At 44.2% G+C, this 18,229-nt stretch carries 14 protein-coding genes and 1 pseudogene; 7 read left to right on the forward strand and 8 right to left on the reverse strand.

Annotated features, from left to right (window positions below; genetic code table 11):
* Positions 1-55 precede the first annotated feature (55 nt).
* Genes AB4133_RS13490 through AB4133_RS13500 form a run of 3 tightly spaced genes read left to right on the forward strand, consistent with a single transcriptional unit; the run spans position 56 to position 2,633 of the window.
* Positions 56-766: a response regulator transcription factor gene (locus tag AB4133_RS13490; protein WP_372224742.1), complete on the forward strand. Its 711-nt coding sequence runs from the start codon at positions 56-58 to the stop codon at positions 764-766.
* Positions 763-2,016 carry a HAMP domain-containing sensor histidine kinase gene (locus AB4133_RS13495; protein ID WP_017070986.1) on the forward strand — a complete coding sequence of 418 codons (1,254 nt, stop codon included), beginning with the start codon at positions 763-765 and terminating at the stop codon, positions 2,014-2,016. Before AB4133_RS13490 ends, AB4133_RS13495 begins: the two co-directional genes overlap by 4 nt.
* A complete protein-coding gene (locus tag AB4133_RS13500) occupies positions 2,016-2,633 on the forward strand; it encodes a class I SAM-dependent methyltransferase (protein WP_017064868.1) in 618 nt (205 codons plus the stop codon). Before AB4133_RS13495 ends, AB4133_RS13500 begins: the two co-directional genes overlap by 1 nt.
* Before the next feature lie 144 nt (positions 2,634-2,777).
* Here the strand turns inward: AB4133_RS13500 and AB4133_RS13505 are convergent, their stop codons facing one another.
* Positions 2,778-3,920: a DUF3541 domain-containing protein gene (locus tag AB4133_RS13505; RefSeq protein WP_372224744.1), complete on the reverse strand. Its 1,143-nt coding sequence runs from the start codon at positions 3,918-3,920 to the stop codon at positions 2,778-2,780.
* 283 nt (positions 3,921-4,203) lie between these two features.
* Here AB4133_RS13505 and AB4133_RS13510 point away from each other — a divergent pair, with 283 nt between their 5' ends.
* Together AB4133_RS13510 and AB4133_RS13515 are read left to right on the forward strand one after the other, a co-directional pair.
* On the forward strand, positions 4,204-5,559 hold the full coding sequence (locus AB4133_RS13510; protein ID WP_017066497.1) for a diguanylate cyclase: 1,356 nt from the start codon (positions 4,204-4,206) through the stop codon (positions 5,557-5,559).
* 163 nt (positions 5,560-5,722) lie between these two features.
* A complete protein-coding gene (locus AB4133_RS13515; RefSeq protein ID WP_017060608.1) occupies positions 5,723-7,372 on the forward strand; it encodes a DEAD/DEAH box helicase in 1,650 nt (549 codons plus the stop codon).
* Between the two features lie 567 nt (positions 7,373-7,939).
* Here the strand turns inward: AB4133_RS13515 and AB4133_RS13520 are convergent.
* The gene (locus AB4133_RS13520) at positions 7,940-9,469 is read right to left on the reverse strand and encodes a DUF3612 domain-containing protein (protein WP_081090203.1); all 1,530 of its coding nucleotides are present in this window, start codon (positions 9,467-9,469) and stop codon (positions 7,940-7,942) included.
* A gap of 169 nt (positions 9,470-9,638) precedes the next feature.
* Here AB4133_RS13520 and AB4133_RS13525 point away from each other — a divergent pair, with 169 nt between their 5' ends.
* Positions 9,639-10,235 carry a malate synthase gene (locus tag AB4133_RS13525; RefSeq protein WP_017060610.1) on the forward strand — a complete coding sequence of 199 codons (597 nt, stop codon included), beginning with the start codon at positions 9,639-9,641 and terminating at the stop codon, positions 10,233-10,235.
* A 128-nt stretch (positions 10,236-10,363) separates the two neighbouring features.
* Here the strand turns inward: AB4133_RS13525 and AB4133_RS13530 are convergent, their stop codons facing one another.
* From AB4133_RS13530 to AB4133_RS13550, 5 genes are all read right to left on the reverse strand, one after another.
* The gene (locus AB4133_RS13530) at positions 10,364-11,380 is read right to left on the reverse strand and encodes a GGDEF domain-containing protein (RefSeq protein WP_017060611.1); all 1,017 of its coding nucleotides are present in this window, start codon (positions 11,378-11,380) and stop codon (positions 10,364-10,366) included.
* A 457-nt stretch (positions 11,381-11,837) separates the two neighbouring features.
* Positions 11,838-12,050 (reverse strand): cold-shock protein, encoded by a 213-nt coding sequence (locus AB4133_RS13535; protein ID WP_004740083.1) that lies wholly within the window; start codon positions 12,048-12,050, stop codon positions 11,838-11,840.
* A 358-nt stretch (positions 12,051-12,408) separates the two neighbouring features.
* Positions 12,409-13,686: a cytosine deaminase gene (locus AB4133_RS13540; RefSeq protein WP_102332003.1), complete on the reverse strand. Its 1,278-nt coding sequence runs from the start codon at positions 13,684-13,686 to the stop codon at positions 12,409-12,411.
* 9 nt (positions 13,687-13,695) lie between these two features.
* Positions 13,696-14,934 carry a cytosine permease gene (gene codB / locus AB4133_RS13545; RefSeq protein ID WP_032545811.1) on the reverse strand — a complete coding sequence of 413 codons (1,239 nt, stop codon included), beginning with the start codon at positions 14,932-14,934 and terminating at the stop codon, positions 13,696-13,698.
* A gap of 680 nt (positions 14,935-15,614) precedes the next feature.
* A complete protein-coding gene (locus tag AB4133_RS13550; RefSeq protein ID WP_372224746.1) occupies positions 15,615-16,667 on the reverse strand; it encodes an HlyD family secretion protein in 1,053 nt (350 codons plus the stop codon).
* Here AB4133_RS13550 and AB4133_RS13555 point away from each other — a divergent pair.
* A pseudogene (locus AB4133_RS13555) lies at positions 16,666-17,496 on the forward strand (helix-turn-helix domain-containing protein); the annotation flags it as partial. The gene AB4133_RS13550 and the pseudogene AB4133_RS13555 overlap by 2 nt on opposite strands.
* A gap of 10 nt (positions 17,497-17,506) precedes the next feature.
* Here AB4133_RS13555 and AB4133_RS13560 read toward each other — a convergent pair.
* Positions 17,507-18,229, reverse strand: a 723-nt coding sequence (locus AB4133_RS13560; protein ID WP_372224748.1) for an urea transporter, incomplete at its 5' end; no start/stop codon positions are given.

Here is an 18,229-nt window from a genome sequence, read left to right on the forward strand (position 1 = left end):
AGATATTAAAGATCACTACAAAGCTACACTACAACTAACAATAGAGGTCGTCACGATGGCAGAATCCGTCACCAATAAACTCACAGATAAGCTTCAATTGCTTTTGGTTGAAGACGACCTTGATTTAGCCACTGCTGTTATTGATTACCTCGATTTAGAAGATATCCAGTGCGATCATGCAGCGAATGGTTTAGCTGGACTCAACCTCATCGAAACAAACCGATATGACGCGGTAATTCTCGATCTCAACTTACCTAAAATGAACGGCTTGCAGGTGTGTGAGAATCTCAGAACGCAGGGTATTGATACACCCGTTTTGATGCTGACTGCACGTGATACGCTTGATGATAAGCTGACAGGCTTTTCAAAAGGGGCCGATGATTACCTGGTGAAACCTTTTGCAATGGAAGAGTTGATTGTTCGAGTGCAAGTGTTGGCGAAGCGACGCAGTGGTCAGGTTCGACGCTTATCGGTGAGCGATCTCGAGATCGACCTTAAACAGCATCAAGCTTATCGTGCGAACTCACCTCTCAAGCTTTCCCCAACTGCGCTCAAAATTTTAGAAGTTTTGATGCGATCTAGTCCCAATCCTGTTTCACGCGAGACGATCATGCAGGGCGTGTGGGGCGACGATCAACCAGACAGTAATAGCTTAAAAGTGCATATCTTCAATCTGCGTAAACAAGTCGATGCTGAACAAGACAATAAGCTGCTGCATACCATTGCGGGTAAAGGTTTTGCGATTAAGGAGTTACGACAAGCATGAAGATCAGACCAAGCTTAAGGATCTACGTTTTATTGGCTATTTTAGTCACAGGCGTGACCACGATTCTGGTTCTTTCTGCCTTGAGCGTAAACTACTTTGTCTCGGGGATGGATATCGCTATGCGTGGCTCTATGATTGCCCAAGCGCAACAAGATGCGGTAAAGCCGGGTAAGCCTATGACCAATCAAGAATTTACGGTGGCGACCCAATGGAGCGACTTGCCACAAAGTATTCAGAACAACCTTAACCAGAACGAACTGCAATTCAACCGCATGACCAAAATAATCATTGGCAAATCTATATTCTCACCTCCCGAGAAAGGCTATTTCGCCATGAAGGTGATGAAAGGTAATGAGGTTCGTTATGTTTCTGCGGTGTTTGCTCAAAAACATGACCCTTTCATTAATGATGAAGGGCTTCCGCACTTTATCACGATTCTTTTGACCGCACTGGGTGCGATCGTACTGTTTTTCGTTATCTTGGTTTTGGTGTTACGTAAGGTGGCATCGCCTGTTGAGCAGCTAAAGAACTGGGCCAAATCGCTAGATAAAGATAACCTCAGTGAACCGACACCTGATTTTCACTTCAGTGAACTGAACACCTTGGCTAACATCATTCGTGATAGTTTGAGTTCGGTTCAAAACAGCTTAGAACGAGAGCAGAAATTTTTGGGTTACGCGAGCCACGAATTACGTACTCCTATTGCGGTCACAAGAACAAATAGTGAATTGCTAGAGAAGTTGATTCAAAAGGGAAAGAGCCCAGAAAAGCAGCTTGAAGTCATTGATCGAATCAAGCGCGCGGGTTTCACCATGACAGATCTGACAGAAACCTTGTTGTGGCTTACCCGACAACAAGACAAAGATCTGCCTCTAGAAAACATACATCTCGGTGAACTGCTGCAACAAATAAACCACGATTTAAGCTATCTATTGAATGGCAAAGCCGTGGCTGTGAATCTTGAACGCGACGACACACAATGTCAGTTGCCAGTCGGACTCACTCGCATAGTGCTGACCAATTTGATTCGCAATGCTTTCCAACACACAGGAAGCGGTACCGTGGGCATCGTTCAGGTAGGCTCGAAAGTCACCATTGTTAATCACAACACTGACGGCACGATAGAAGACAATCATTTGGGCTTTGGTCTAGGGTTAGAGCTCACCGAAAAGCTGCTCGCGCAATATCAATGGCAATACCATAACCAAGAGCTGGCTGGTGGTCGTGAAGTGTGGGTGGATTTCTCGTAATGCACTGGCTCGATCGTTGGAAGGTGTATCGCTATCATCGGAAACAAACTAACCGCTCGAATGGCGACAAGGCTAAAGCTTTAGGTTGGACTAGCGAAGAGAGTCAATTGTGTCGCTTTGAAGTAATCGCTCGTGCGGCGGACTTCGAAAAGAAGAGTGTTTTAGATTTGGGTTGCGGCTATGGCGAGCTGTTTGAACTGCTCGACAGCATCTATCGTATTCAATCTTATACCGGCGTTGACCAACACGCAGGCTTTCTTAAGAAGGCGAAGCAAAACTACACAGAAGATCGTTGTCAGTTTTTGGCGGGTGATATGAGCAAAATGAACCTTGAGGCGCACGACATTGTCATCGCTAGTGGTTCACTGAACTACATCTCTCGTGATTCTGATTATCTGACAAACATGATTACTCGCATGTATGAACTGGCGAATCAGACGGTGATTTTTAATCTTCTCAACTCAAGCCAGTATCCTTCGCGTAATACCTTGATGAGTTATCACCCTCAAGGTGTCTATCGTTTCTGTAAAACGCTCTGCGATGATGTCTCTTTAACGGAGGGCTACGCAGAAGGGGATTTTACGATAGTGATGAACAAAGCCGTGTCAGGAGCTTGATGTCGTCTTTGTTTTTATCTTTACGCAGGTTTTGATATTAACAACTTTTGATACGAGTACTGACGTAGTAAACAGCAAAAAGCCGCAGCCTTGAAAGGTATGAGGCTTTTTGGGTTCTATGATGAACCTAGGCTAGGTATGTTGCTAGTTCTTCGGTGGTTGGTTTTTAATGAGTCCGTAAGGGATGTTAGTAAACACCTTAGGGTTGCCTTCATAAGTCGGCGCTTCATTCACTTGCTGCCAATCGAGTAGCATGATTGCTAACACGTTGCGGTGTTCACCGTACTCAAGATCAAAATCACCAGTGATAGAAGGGATCATGCCTTGTTTCTCATCGATTGAAGCTTGAATCGCGAGTCGAGTTTTCTCTAGAACTGGGTCATCTTCTAAACCTGCCAATAAGAAGGTTAATCCAACCTCAGCAATCACATCTTCTTTCGCACGCAGCAGAATCGTATCGATGTTTTCTCTGAAGTAATCGTAGACCCATTGATGGTCTTGTTCGCTTACTTGATGTTGGTAATATTCTGAATCACCAAAGATCACATGGGTCATACCATAGATCTTATTGCCGTATTGCTGGCTTGAAAGCTTCCTGTCTTGCGAATCTGGGTAGGCTTTTTTGAAGGTATCGACAAACTCATCAACGACATCCTGCTCACCCAGTTGGCGCAACCAGTAAACCTGATTCGCTAATTGAGCGGCCCACGCTTTCACCATGTCTTCATTGGTCACGTATCGTGAGAAGTCATAGCGACGAATGATTTCGCGTAGCTTGGCATCGTTCTTGTGTTCTAAACCGTATTCGTTAGCACGAGCCATAGAGCCTAGAAGGTCAACACCAAGGTAAAGGTATTCAGGCATGTGCTTGGTGATGTTGTAGCGTCGAATACTGCGCTCATCGTTATCACCAATATAAGATGCAACTCGCTTCTCTGAGTAGAGTACGATTTGTTCCATGGTTTGAACGTCATTCGACAGGGTGCTGAGCTTGCTTGCCACTCGAGCCATGTCGCTCCACACCGCCGCTGAATACTTATCGTCTAATGTTTGACGATACATGCGCAGCCCGTAGTGACCTTCTTTGAATGCAGGCAGGGTGTAAAGCTGGCTTTCGTAGGTGGTGCGAATTAGGTCTGCAGATTGCTTGAAAGATTGTTCTTGAGAATTGAGCGAATCTGCTTGGGATTGAACGTTCACTGCGGTTGGCGCTTGAACGTTTTCTTGTGCGTGAACGGCAACCGAGGCTGATAGCAATGTACACAGTGTGATAGTTTTTAACTTCATGTCGTGAGGTACCAAGCTGATTATTAGTCTATGTAAAATAACATTGATGAATCCTTTAATGTAAGCGTTGAGTCAATACAATGTAAGCTTTATAAGGTTCACTAACCCTTTTTGATTAAACCATTCGTTTAGTAAAGAAGTTTGAAGTGATGGATCACCCAATATTTGATAGATAGTCGACGTTAGTATGGATTTTTAATGACTTAGCGGCATACTGGAGCAATAAGCCAGAAATGAGCCGTTATAAGGCAGTATATAGAACAATAGTGTTAGAGGTTCGTAAATGCCAAGTGGTTCTAGCAAGCAGTGGTCTGCCAGAGTAGTAGCTTTTCTTTTTTTTCTTGCGATAGTAAGCGCAATTGAGTTCTTTCATGCCAAGCAATTAACTTTTCTTAAAAACGAATCGTATTCAGAGGCAAAAAAGCAACTATCCATTATTCGTTCTCGGATTGAAGCCGCGATCGTGTCAGATATGTATATCCTCAATAATTTCTCGACCTTAGTGACCATCAACCCCGATGGAGAGGTAAAAAATTGGGATAAGATTGCAGAGAATATCATTCAAGATGGCTTCCATATTCGACTTATCGGACTCGCCAAAGACGACATTCTAAATTTTGTTTACCCGATGGAAGGTAATGAGCAGATTCTCGGTATTAATTATCGTGATCACCCAAATCAATGGGAGTCTGTTGAGATAGCCCGTAATTTTGGCAACACCTTTATTGCTGGTCCTTTTGAGCTGTTTCAAGGTGGGCAAGCCCTTATTACACGTACTCCGATCTTCCGAGATCCGCCTTTTAATCAAGATTATTGGGGTGTCTCCAGTGCTGTTATCGGTTTAGATGAGCTGTTTGAAGATGTTGGAATCGGCAAGATAGAGAACAAGTATGAATTAGCAATTCGTGGTGCAAACAGTTCAGGGAAAGATGGCGCTGTCTTTTATGGTACTCAGGATGTGTTCGATAATGCGTTTGCCACTGAACAGGTGAGTTTTCCATACGGGGGTTGGTACCTTGCTCTCTCCGGTAACGAACATGTATTGATGGATGAGCCTTGGTATCGAATCCAAGCGGTAAGGCTGGTAGGCTACTCCATTATATTAGTGTTGGCGTTTGCCTTCTTTACTATTTATCGTCTGTACCGGATTGCAGATAGCCGCTCTATGCATGATGAGCTAACGATGTTACCGAATCGTCGATACTTCATGTATAGCCTCAAACAGGCCTTCAAAACCACTCAAAAACAGAGAGCGAGAACCTTTGCTGTTGTAAATATCGACCTCGATGGGTTTAAAGCAATCAACGACACTTATGGTCACGCGGCAGGCGATCAGGTATTGATTGAGTGTGCTAACCGCATCAGAAGTGAGCTGCGTGTTTCAGATATCGTCGCAAGGATAGGCGGTGATGAGTTCTTGGTCTTGTTGCCACGCATTATCGATGATCAACACGTATCGTCGATCGTGACTAAACTACGAAAGGCGATATGCTCGGCACCAGTTGTGTACGACGCGCACTCTATTTATCTCAGAATCAGTGTGGGTTGGGTTATTCACAATAACAACTACAATGATGTCGATGCGCTCTTAAAAGCCGCTGATGAAAAAATGTACGAACAGAAGCGACAAGTTATCTAGGTTGAATTTTAGCTGCGATTAGAATTTAGTTGCTGAATGGGGGGAAAAGCCTCAGAATACCGCGCTTTGCTCCGTATCAATGTATTTGATGAGCAAAAGCTGAAGCAACGCACTTTTTAACGTGTTGCTCATACTAAATGTTATTCAACTGAGAAAATAATCTATGAGTTTTACCTCCCTTGGCCTTTCTGAACCGATCCTTAAAGCTATTGAAGCACAAGGTTACGATAAGCCATCACCAATACAAGAGAAAGCCGTGCCAGCTGTCCTAACGGGCAAAGATGTTATGGCCGCTGCTCAAACAGGTACAGGTAAAACTGCAGGCTTCACGCTACCTATTCTTGAAATGTTATCGAAAGGTACTCGCGTACGTCAGAACCAAGTTCGTGCGCTCGTGCTAACGCCAACTCGTGAGCTTGCTGCGCAAGTGAATGGCAGCGTAGTGAAGTACGGTATTAACTTACCGCTGACTTCGACGGTCGTGTTTGGTGGTGTGAAGATTAACCCTCAGATGCAAAAACTGCGTAAAGGTAGTGACGTGTTGGTGGCAACACCTGGTCGTCTACTTGACCTATACAACCAAAATGCAGTGCGTTTTGACCAACTAGAAATCCTAGTGCTAGATGAAGCGGACCGCATGCTAGACATGGGTTTCATCCGCGATATTCGTAAGATCTTAGCTTTCTTGCCTAAGAAGCGTCAGAACCTACTGTTCTCAGCGACGTTCTCTGATGATATCCGCAGCTTAGCGAAAGGCTTGGTGAACAATCCTGTTGAGATTTCAGTAAGCCCTGCAAACTCAACGGCAAAAACGGTTGAGCAAAGCATCTACCCAGTAGACAAAAAGAAAAAGAGCGCAATGCTAGCGAAGCTAATCAAAGATAACGATTGGCAACAAGTGTTGGTGTTCAGCAAGACGAAACACGGTGCGAACAAGCTTGCTCGCTTCCTTGAAGAGCAAGACATCACTGCTGCACCTATCCATGGTAACAAGAGCCAAGGTGCACGTACTAAAGCCTTAGAGAACTTCAAAACAGGTAAGGTACGAGTACTTGTTGCAACTGATATCGCCGCTCGTGGTATCGATATCCCGCAACTGCCTCAAGTAGTTAACTTCGATCTTCCTCATGTATCAGAAGACTATGTACACCGTATCGGTCGTACTGGCCGTGCAGGTGAAGTAGGTAAAGCGATTTCATTGGTTTGTGCTGATGAAGTGGGTGAGCTGTTCGGTATTGAACGCCTGATTCAACAAGTGCTAGAGCGTCGTGAACTGGAAGGTTTCTCTCCAGTAAATAAGTTACCTGAGTCTCGCTTGGATTCACGTCCAATCAAGCCTAAGAAACCGAAGAAAGCAAAACAGCCACGTGAACATGCTGATGGTCAACGCTCTGGTGATAACGCTCGCGGGCACAAGCCAGCAGGTAAGAACAAGCGTCATGTAGCTGGTAATGGTTCGGCTCCAAAGCGTAAGCCGACATCAGGTAAGAAACCTGCTGAAAACAACTCAGCTGCGACAACTGAAGATAAATCAGTAAGAAACAACGGCAGCAACTTTAAACGCGGTAGTGCGGGCAATAAACCTGCTGCAAATAACGCAGGTGCTCAGAACACTCTGAGCAAACCAAGCGGTGCGGGTAAATCTAACGGTACTGGTAAGCCAAACAACGCGGGTAAACCTGCAGGCAAACCTAAGAAGTCTGGTTACGGCGGCAGCTACGGCCCAAGCAAGTCGTCAAATAAGCCGACAAGCAACAAACCTTCTACAAACAAACCGTCTCGAAGCCGTTCTAAGCCAGCTCCTCAGAAGTAATCTTTTCTGAGATATTGAAAGAGCAACGAACATGAGTCGCTTTATAAAAAGGCGTCTCGTGGGTTAAGTTCTTTCTGTCATAGAAATCGAATAAGCGCGAATATTGAATCTCAATGTTCGCGTTTTTTTATGGGCGTTGTTTAGGGTGTTGTTTATGTTGAGTATCCGTATAGCTTGAGTAAGCTAGGGGAGGTTTATTGCTGTTTAAAGTGATTGAATCTAAGGGAAATATGACATTTTTGGGAAGGGTAATGAATCTTTAATGATTCATTAATAATAACATAATCACTAGCGTTTTTGTTGAATTTTGCAATTTGCAATTCCAGTTTGCAAAACAAACAAGGATATCCGGCCGATACGTGTCCAGATGCGTAGTAAATACGTGTTTTAAAAGTTGGCACGCATGCTGCATTAGTAATGGTGACCCTTCTTAAGCCGAGGGTCACCTAGCCAACTGACGTTGTTAGTGAACCTTTTTTGTTCACACAAAATATATGACCAATCACCCTTATTGTGATTGGTTTTTTTTTGTCTGAAATTTAGGTTCTATTTTTTGTTATTACTTTTTTACTCACCACACTTAGAGTAACAGCTTGGTTGGCGTGGGCATTCTCCACCTCTGGAGCAGATAAGCCTCGCCTCTGTCTCAATCCCACGTTCAATCCAATTTATATTTAGAATCTTGGCTATTGTCGTGAGATCTTTTTTGATGTTACGCGGAATTGCCACAGAGCCACCATTGTTAACACATGACGCTTTAAGCTGCTCTGCTATGTCTCTTGAATTACCGCCTTGAGCATCAATTGCAGGGTTGAGATCTATACCAGCACACAACACACGATTGTTACCCGCAGGATCAGTCATATTGATGGATTCACAGCAGTAGATTCTTGGCTCATCACCCACGTTCAAAATGGAGATTTGAGCCGAGCTTCCCGCTCGAGGTTCTGATAATCGACGGAACACAGCCCAATGTTGACATGGGTCAGCGACCGTTCTCATATTTCCCCAAGGTAGCGGAATCCCGTTCCCGCGATATACCGCCTTGAGTTTCCCCGGCCCATAAGCATCAAAGTAGTGCCAGTGAGGGTAGGGCGATACTACAGTCATTCGACGCATCGCAACAGAGGGGGAAACCCCTGCTCTTTTGTGAACGTCGATTTCGTAACCAGTGCGGTCAAGTAGCTGCCTAAACGGGACTTTCGGGCACAGAAGTGCGCCAGCAAAGAAGCTGGATTCAAAGTCTCGCCATGCTTGAAGAATATCTTGGGAGTTGAGCTGTGAAGAGCCTGATACCTGGTTGTCGTCCCACGTGTTGTTGTTACCGACCGACAACACACTCTTTAGGCCTTCTTTGCTGTGCAGAATGCAATGACCGATATAAACCGAAAGGTCGTATTTCAGACGAGTTGGATACTCTTTAAGAATCTCGTTTAAGAAGATAGTACCGGGAGGCTCAAAGAAGGAGGTCACTAACTGCTTAGCGTTAATTCCGAGCTCATCGACGACGTCTTGCGGCGTGCGCGTCACCCAGCGGATGTTGATTCCTAGGCTTCTAGCGATGTCTATCAGGTCTTCTACGCTGAGGTTAAGACGTTTTAAGCCTACTTCTTCCGCAGCGCGCTCAAGGTCAGGGAAGTGGTTCTGGTTGCTCTCTTGGTGTGCTCGAATCAAGAGGTGCGCAAACTGGCGGCCTGAAATGCCCGTTTGTGACAGCATCTCAGGAATCGCAATTTGCAGGATGTCGTTTGAGAATAGGAAGCTCGGCTCGAGCGCCATGCCACTTATCCCACCACGATTCCCCTTATCAGGAGCAATGGCTTGTTGTTCAGATTCGTCGTCGAGGAACCACGTCGGATTCTTCTGAAAGACCTGTGCAATCACTTCCAGCATATCGATGCTCGGAACCCGCTTTCCACGTTCAATCATTGAAAGGTAAGAAACGGAAGGAGCACATTCTGGGTCGATTCTAATACAACGCGCAGACAGGTCTTCCATCGTTAAATGGTTACGTTTTCTTAGGTTACGTATTTTCGTACCTAGGAAATGTGACTGACGAACTAAACTTTTTGACAAGGCCATATTTGTAAAATTCACATTGTAAAATTTTTGTTGTGAAATTGTATGTAAAAAAACGCTAATCTACAAACTAAGCAATTCACAAAATGACAAATAAATTAAACGTTAGTTTGGAATAATTGCTCTAGGACACATTTTTGCTGTAGAAATCGGTGGTTATCACCGGACTGGTCAAGAGGGAAAGACTATGAATATGCTTACATTCGATAAAACAGAAATCCAAAAACAATCAAAGCCATTTATCGCTGAAGCTGTCTTTGCCGTGGAGACAATCAATGCTAATCAGCAAACTGAAAAGCAAGTGAAAGCAAAGCAGCTGCTTGATCGACTATTCCCACTAGAGAATGGCTCACATCAAGACGTAACCAGCTACGTAGTCGATTACCGCCATATTATGGCTTACTTTAAAGACGGTCAGCACAGCGGTCTGAAGCACCCTAAGCAGTTTGTAGCGTACATGGGTGAGAAGAACGACCCAGACTCTATCTTGTTTCGAGATGGCAGTGGCAGCCACCTAGAGGTGATGTTTGGTTGCCACAAAGGGACAGGTTGTATTGAGCTAGTAGAAATTGATGATATTCAGTTGGAATCATGCACCACGTTTGGCCAATCACCAATGGAAGCAACAACCACAATGCGTGAAGAGACCATTGCAGCGATGCGCCACTGGATCAGTTTGATTCAAGGTGACGCAAAGGGTAAACCAAAGGCATGCAGTGAAGATAAAGAGTTCAGAGCAAAGAGTGGTGAAGACTACTGCTTGAATTATTGCTTCCAGATCTAACGGTGAATCCTAGTTAGCTAAAGTAATTTATACAACTAAAGAGAAAGCCCCGAAGATAATGAACTTTGGGGCTTTCTAGTCTCAATACGAGCCGACTAATATGTCGATAAGAGCATTGTTGGTGTGTTTTACAAAGGCATGACTCGGTTACGGCCAAGTGATTTCGCTTCATAAAGTAGCTTATCAGCACGTTCAATCAGCGATTGAGCTGATTCGCCGGGTTCAAGTTCAGCGACACCAAACGATGCAGTGATACTGCCGACTTGTTGACCACTGCGGCGATCTTTAATCGACAGCTTTTCTAGAGAGCGACGATTGGTATCAGCGAGTTGACGAGCAATACGCAAAGACTTGTTAGGCACAATCAGCGCGAACTCTTCACCACCAAATCGATAGGCAGAAATACCTTCACGGCAACTTAACTTCAGCTTGCGAGCGATCGCTTTAAGCACCATATCGCCAAACAAGTGGCCATAGGTGTCGTTGAAATTTTTAAAGTGGTCGATATCGAGAAGAATCAGACACAAAGATTGTTGTGCTTCACACAGGGTTTCTATGTCACGGTCGAAAGAGCGACGGTTATAGAGTGTGGTTGTACTATCGAAAAGCGCATCTTTCTGAACTTCTACTAACTGGGTTTTTAGCTTGGTGATCTCTGAGGTTGCAGAGTTTAGCTGAGAGTTTAAAAACTGAGTAGAGTGACGAATATGACGGGATTCAGACACCAGCTGTCGAACTAAGGACATGACTTCATCAATAGATAGGCTTTCATTATCAACACGAGCCAAGTCCTCGAAGCTTTTATCGATCATGTCAGAAAAAGCGGAGGTGTCGGTCAGGGTGTCATTCATTGAATTGGAAACTTCAGAAACTAACAGTTCCAAATTAGCGCGAAGGTCATTGATATTGGTTTCGGATTTGCTGGCAACATAATTGTTGTATAGCTGCTCACCAACGGCAGGAGGACAAATACCGTAGTGTTCTAAAACACCATCCATGTCTTGAGTCAGCTGGGGAATAGCGTTATCGACATAGGTGTACCAAAGTGCGTAATTTGCAGGTGTCGTTGACACCCTGTTCTTCATCATAAGAGGCACCGCTTTTTTTAGATTTGCGGTGGATTTCTGAAATTCGTCTTTGTTCATTATTTTTACTGCAGATACCAAAACAACTAAGCCACTTGCGAACAAGGTTAGCGGATTTCGAAGGTCTTTGCTTTAAAAATTATATGATTAGTGGATGAGGGTTGGATAAATAACTCATTTTTATTATGAATATCGATTGCGTATTCATAAGTGTAATCTAATGGATTGTTCTTTAACCATATTTGGGCTTATCAAACTTTCGGCGTAGCGTGAGTTAGTATCAAAAGATTACTGAGAATTAAGTGTTGTCTAGGGAAGTGCATACAAAAAGTGACGTAAATTGATCGTTGAGCTTTAATTGAGAAAGTCTAGGTTGAGGACGCTTGGCTGGTGATTTGCATTTGTTCAGAGTTTACGGGGGAAAGCCTGTATCGAGAGGGGAAATGTTTATAAGCAGGCATAAAAAAGCGCCGATAAAAATCAGCGCTTTAAAATTCTTTTTAGCTATAAGAGCTAATTATTGAGCAACAACGTTTGCTGCTTGTAGGCCTTTTTGACCGTTTTCAACTTCGAAAGAAACCTTTTGGCCTTCTTTCAGAGTTTTGAAGCCTTCAGAAACGATTGCACGGAAGTGTACGAATACGTCAGCGCCGCCGTTGTCTTGAGAAATGAAGCCGAAACCTTTCTCTTCGTTAAACCATTTTACAGTGCCAGTATTTGTGTTAGACATAATTTGTCCCTTATTCATAAATTTTCTAAGTTGTTGATTGCATTTAATGCAATGCGCTGATAATTGAATTATTTAATATTGCTAAGAAATAAGGAAAAACTACTTACAAAAACGGGTAACGATTTTACATGTCAATTTTTTACTATTCATCTAACTTAAATAACTCCGGCTAACAGAGCGAGAGCATGTTAACACAGTCTTTTGAGATGTACACGCATTGCTTAAGAAATTTGTGCTTTTTTTGTCATACCGTGCGAATGTACAAGATTTACACTGATTTAGTGATAGTTTTGTCGCTTCGTCCAACACAACAAAAGGAAGCATCTCAGCTTCCTTTTGATCATTAGTATAGACGATATTAACGCTTAAAGTTGATATCTTCAGTTTGATCTAAATTTATTTTTGTTTTCGCTGGTTGAGTCTCTGCAATCACCTTACCGTGGCGTATTGAGTACTGCACTGGTACTTGGCGGCGTACTGCATCAAAGCCATTGTCAGCAGGAAGAATCAGCAAGCTACCTGGCTTACCTTCTTCGATACCGAAGTTGTCTTGAATGTTCAATGTGCGAGCAGAGTTCTTGCTGATCAAATCAAGTGAGTTGTTGATTTGGTCGTAGCCCATAACCTGTGTTACATGCAGTCCCATGTGCAGAACTTGAAGCATGTTCGCTGTGCCCAGTGGGTACCATGGGTCAAACACATCATCGTGGCCAAAACAAACGTTGATGTCTGCTGCTAGCATCTCTTTAACGCGCGTTACACCGCGGCGTTTCGGGTAATCGTCGAAACGGCCCTGTAAGTGAATGTTCACTAGCGGGTTTGCCACGAAGTTGATACCTGACATCTTCAATAGACGGAACAGGCGAGATGTGTAAGCACTGTTGTACGAACCCATTGCAGTGGTGTGGCTAGCAGTTACTTTCTCGCCCATTTCAAACTTATGAGCAAGGGCTGCTAATGTTTCCACAAAGCGAGACTGTTCGTCGTCGATTTCATCACAGTGAACGTCGATCAGACAGTCGTACTTGCGTGCAAGCTCGAACACATAATGCAAAGATTCAACCCCGTATTCACGAGTGAATTCGAAGTGAGGGATAGCACCGATAACGTCAGCGCCGATCTTCACTGCTTCTTCAAGCAACTCTTTGCCGTTAGGGTATGAAAGAATACCTTCTTGAGGGAATGCAACGATCTGGATGTCGACCCACTCTTTCATCTCTTCACGAACTTCAACCATCGCTCTTAACGCAACGAGTGTTGGGTCAGACACATCAACGTGTGTACGAACGTGTTGAACACCGTTAGCTATCTGCCATTTCAGTGTTTGCTTGGCACGAGACTTTACGTCTTCGATTGATAGCAGTTCTTTGCGCTCAGCCCAACGCTCAATACCTTCAAACAAAGTGCCAGAGATGTTCCAGTTAGGCTCACCAGCAGTTTGAGTAGTATCTAGGTGGATGTGCGGTTCACAGAAAGGAGTAACTGCAATGCCACCTTCAGCATCAAGGATGTCGCCTTGATGATTGATTTGCGCGCCATTATCGAGAATGCGAGAAAATTGACCATTTTCAATCAGAATCTGTTTCAAGCCTTCTTGGTCTTGAAGTTTCGCGTTCTTGATTAATAAGGTTGTCATAGTGTGTCCTTAAGCGGCCTGAGATTTCAGAGCTTTTTTGTTCAATAGAGGATTAAGCACGAGGTAACTGATTGCACCACCTAACACTGCGTTCAAAGGAACAACGCCAGGTAGGAAGTGACCAGCGGCTACGCCTGTTGCTACCGCGATAATGCCAGCCCAGTTAACGGTTTGGAACTCTGCATTTGCAAAATCTTTGTAACGTTTACGGTTCGCGAAGAAGTCGGCGATGATTACGCCACCAATTGGTGGAATCGCCAGCGAAAGGAAGGTTAACCAACCAACGAAGTTGTTGTATAACCAAAGTGCGAAAATCGTACCGATAATGCCGTTAATGATTGACATTGTAGTACTTGAGCGACCAGTGATGTTAGATAAACCCAAACCGGATGCATAAAGTGCATTTTCATTGGTTGTCCAGATATTCAAGCCAAGCACGATGATGGCTGGAAGCAGCAGACCTTGCGCGATCATCACATCTGAAATATCAGCCTGACCGGTTGCTGCTGCTCCTGCTGCGCCGAAGATAAACATCAGCGAGTTACCGATGAAGAACGCAACCATAGTAATTAATACTGCGCTTGCTGGCTTTTTACCAAAGCGAACGAAATCGGCCGTTAACGTACCCGCACTTACGAACGAACCTACAACCATTGCAAGAGCCATTGAAAAGTCCATTGGCGTCTCTGGTTTAATAAGTTGCAATTGCTCTAGTCCACCAACACTGTCTACCGCAGTCAGTACTGAGTAACCACCCAGAATCGCAATCGCAGGCACTGCAATCGCTGAAAGCACCATTAGCGCTTGAATGCCGAAGTACACTGTACCCGTCATCAATAAGCCAGATACGATAATCAAGGTGTTGGTATCAATGCCCGTTGCTTTTTGTACTGGAATAGCAAACATCGCAACACCCACACCAAACCAACCGACTTGTGTACCACCAAGTAAAGCAGAAGGAAGCCATGAGCCTTTAGTACCGAAAGAGAAACGAGCAAGGAGGTGGGTAGAGAGGCCAGTAGATGAGCCGATGTAGCCAAGAAAAGAAGTGTAAATACCGAGGATTAGGTTACCGATGAGAACGGCGAGGAAGAAATCGTTGAATGAAAGACCTGTCCCGAGTGAACCACCTGTCCACATACTTGCAGAGAAGAAAGTGAGTCCAAGCATTACCATGGTGAGTGAAGCGACTCCTTTCCTAGCCGATGTAGGAACCGGCCCTAGACTGTAGTTATTATCAGCAGCCATTTTTTACCTCCGCAAATGATCAAAATTAAAATTAACGGTCGCCGTATTGCAGGCAAACTTGCGCATTATGGTGATATAAATCACATAGTCAATGCTAATTTTGTCAATAATTGCCCATAAAAACCAGTTATTGCAGTAATTATCTTGTAAAACATAGGGTTATTTTCTGTCTTTATTTAAAAAAAACAAATAGAAAACGTTTTCTATAATGCGTTGGTTATCTGCTGTTCTTGGTTGGCTATGAATGCTTATTATTATACGTCTGAATGGGTGTCTGTATCGAAAAAGAGGGCGGTTGGCCAAACTGCAGGCAAAAAAATAGCCAATCGCAATAATCGCAATTGGCCTATATATTTTGTGAACAAGAATAGGTTCACTAACAACGTCAGTTGGCTAGGTGACCCTCGGCTTAAGAAGGGTCAATATATACATTGCAGTTAGTGTGCCAACTTTTAAAACCACGTAAAACGGCAGTTTTATAGCAATCTGGTGCGTATTTGAGCGTTTAATTTGCGTTTTTGAAATGCCCAATTGCAAAATGCAATTGCGATTTGCAACTTTAGAGTGTTTATTCGTTTTTCGGGTTTGTGTTCTTTCTGGCGACGAATGGTGAAATAAACAAAAAGCCCGTGCGATCTAAGAGCGCACGGGCTTGGGTATTGTTTCACCAATAGGAAGTATTAGATGGAGTAGAAGAAGTACAGTTGAGACTTCATTCTAATGATGATCCCGCGTATTACGTCTAGGAACGCCATAAAGCTGATAGGCTTCTCACCGCTTACCCACGCTAATCCGACAGAGCCAACAGGAATATCGTAACCCTCTGCCTCATCAATTTTTAAACGAACAAAGTGGTACTTGTTCTGAAGGTTTTTGCCTGTGGTAACACGAACCTGCTCATCGATACCCAGCAAACTTGCTTGCGCTTCACCAGTGGCTTCTACAATGCCTTCTACGGTTGCAGAGAACACTTTTCCTGGGTATACCGCTGTCGCAAATTCCGCAGGTTGACCGACCTTAATATTACGAATCGCTTGGTGGTTAACTCGCATCAGCACGTACTTCTCTTCGGTATACATCTGGATACGAGGCATCATTGAAACACGCTGACCTTCACGAAGAATAAAGTTCGTTACAAAGCCGTCAGTCGGTGCCGTGACTTTGGTGCTGTTCAAGTCCCATTGTGCTTGTGCCAGTGTTGCCTTTGCTGAATCGACCTCAGTTTGCTTCTTGCTCACATTGGTTTCAGCTTTGTGGATGTTCAACTTCGCATTCTCGGCATCGACTTCTTTCTTGCTAAGCTGGGATTCCAATGTCGTAACGTTATACGTCGCTAAGTCTACCTTTGCTGTTTGTTGGTCGATGTCAGTTTCAGTGATCGTATGTTCTACCACTTTGTTTTGCTTCTGGTAACGATCAAGCGTCTTTGACTGCAGTACTAAGTCTGTTTTAGCCGAATCTATTTGTGCGACTGAAGCTTTGATGTCTTCAAGCGCCGATTGATAGCTGACTTTTGCAATGCTCACTTCTTGACGAGCTGTGTCTAAAGCGACCTCTGCAGACTCAAGTTGAACGCTGGCTTTGTCTCTTGCGATGACATATTTAGTGTCATCAATTTCGTAAATTAGCTGTCCTTCAGTCACATCCTGGTTTGGGTCGATGTGGACTTTGGAAGTTTTTCCCGACACATTAGTTGAATCGGGACGCAGCTGAATATGTGGAGACTGAACCACTGAGCCTCCCAATATTATCTTGAAGCTGGCTGATAGAGTGGATATTGAAAGGCTAGGTCCTCTCTCTAACTGGTTTTTCTCGGGGCACGATCTGGCGTCGTCTATACGCCGAGTTAACATCGGGTTGCACTGTTTGCAGTCCGGGGCTTTTCTATATGGCGCTCAAGTCGGTAATTTCATCAAATGGTGCTACGACAATCCTGCTTATACTGAGGTGGGTAAAGTTCATGACTCAATTCGAGTTGCCATCTTTATGATGAAGATATTAAGGCGTTACTTGGGAGACGACTTTACTCCCGCAGCCGTCTCTATCGCAGGTTATCGCGAGAACACTCAACTCTATCAAGAGTATTTTGGGTGCAATATTCAGTGGGGCCAGCCACGAACTGAAATCTGGATACCAAGCCAGTCGAGGTTATCGAGCAATCAAGCCCCTTCTAGCGGCAAGATGAGCTTGGCAATGAACTTTCATGACTTAGATAATTACCTCAACATGCCTGATGCCGCGGATGAGCATAAGGTGACCTATGAGATGATCAATTACAGTCGCCATTTCGGCCTGCCAACACTGCATAAAGTGTCGAGTTTGCTTGGGTTATCTGAACAGCAATTTCAACGTCGATTGCATAACTTAGGCATCAACTTTTCTACCATTATGGGCTATGCGTTAAGTAATGTGGCGGTGGAGTTGTTGATGTATTCAGTGCCAATAGATAAAGTCGCGACGAGGCTCGGCTATACCAATGTCGCGAGCTTTAATCGGATGTTTAAGAAACATCGAGGTTTGACACCCAAGCAATATGTTGAGCGCCTAAAAACTGGCCTGTAACTATTCAGAGCTAACTTATGGTTCGTTTATGGATCAGGCTGGACAAGTAAACCATCCCCCAAGTACTCAAAATGAAAGGGGCGGTGAGTGGTAACAGTGACAGTTCATGAAAACCAAGTGTGATGAGACAGCTTAACAGCATGCCTAATAGGATTAACGGCCAACGGATTCGCGGATAGGGCACAAGTGCTAAAGTGGCAAGAATGGCGTTGTACCCGTAAAGACCTTGGGCTACCAGTTCGTTAGAAGCGCCAATCAACCCGCTAAATACGGTGCTAATTATTACTGCGAGCATAACCCAAATGGCATGCTTGATATTGTTGAGTGCGATGGCGACTAAGATAACGAGCCCCGACAACGCATTTTCGATGAAGCTGACTTGGCTTATCCCTTTTAACAACGGGATCACCACTGTCGGCAGGTTGAACCACGAGTTAGCCTCAATACTGATGAGTGGCATCAGTGCAGAAAACGCTGACAGCTCAAAGGTTGATTGGATAATATAAATCAGCCAAGTGGTGAGGATAAAGGCGCTAGTGTAACCGCGATATTTCTCAAAACTGAATACGATGTGGGCAATCGGCACCGTGAGTAATGCACCTAACGCAGTCACTAAAGCCAATAATGGTGTCACACCAAAAAAGTTACCGATAAATAAACCAATCAAAGCGCCATTTAGCGCGTACATTCCACTATCAATGTCGTCAACTGACTTGTTGGTGTTGGTGTTGGT

Source organism: Vibrio sp. 10N.286.52.F8, from assembly GCF_041468745.1.
GTDB classification, from domain to species: domain Bacteria; phylum Pseudomonadota; class Gammaproteobacteria; order Enterobacterales; family Vibrionaceae; genus Vibrio; species Vibrio crassostreae_C.

What these genes read in the sequence shown, in the direction of transcription:
- AB4133_RS13490 (WP_372224742.1), top strand. Translation starts at nt 56, where the DNA reads ATGGCAGAATCCGTCACCAATAAACTCACAGATAAGCTTCAATTGCTT.
- AB4133_RS13495 (WP_017070986.1), top strand. Translation starts at nt 763, where the DNA reads ATGAAGATCAGACCAAGCTTAAGGATCTACGTTTTATTGGCTATTTTA.
- AB4133_RS13500 (WP_017064868.1), top strand. Translation starts at nt 2,016, where the DNA reads ATGCACTGGCTCGATCGTTGGAAGGTGTATCGCTATCATCGGAAACAA.
- AB4133_RS13505 (WP_372224744.1), bottom strand. Translation starts at nt 3,920, where the DNA reads ATGAAGTTAAAAACTATCACACTGTGTACATTGCTATCAGCCTCGGTT.
- AB4133_RS13510 (WP_017066497.1), top strand. Translation starts at nt 4,204, where the DNA reads ATGCCAAGTGGTTCTAGCAAGCAGTGGTCTGCCAGAGTAGTAGCTTTT.
- AB4133_RS13515 (WP_017060608.1), top strand. Translation starts at nt 5,723, where the DNA reads ATGAGTTTTACCTCCCTTGGCCTTTCTGAACCGATCCTTAAAGCTATT.
- AB4133_RS13525 (WP_017060610.1), top strand. Translation starts at nt 9,639, where the DNA reads ATGAATATGCTTACATTCGATAAAACAGAAATCCAAAAACAATCAAAG.
- AB4133_RS13530 (WP_017060611.1), bottom strand. Translation starts at nt 11,380, where the DNA reads ATGAACAAAGACGAATTTCAGAAATCCACCGCAAATCTAAAAAAAGCG.
- AB4133_RS13535 (WP_004740083.1), bottom strand. Translation starts at nt 12,050, where the DNA reads ATGTCTAACACAAATACTGGCACTGTAAAATGGTTTAACGAAGAGAAA.
- AB4133_RS13540 (WP_102332003.1), bottom strand. Translation starts at nt 13,686, where the DNA reads ATGACAACCTTATTAATCAAGAACGCGAAACTTCAAGACCAAGAAGGC.
- codB (WP_032545811.1), bottom strand. Translation starts at nt 14,934, where the DNA reads ATGGCTGCTGATAATAACTACAGTCTAGGGCCGGTTCCTACATCGGCT.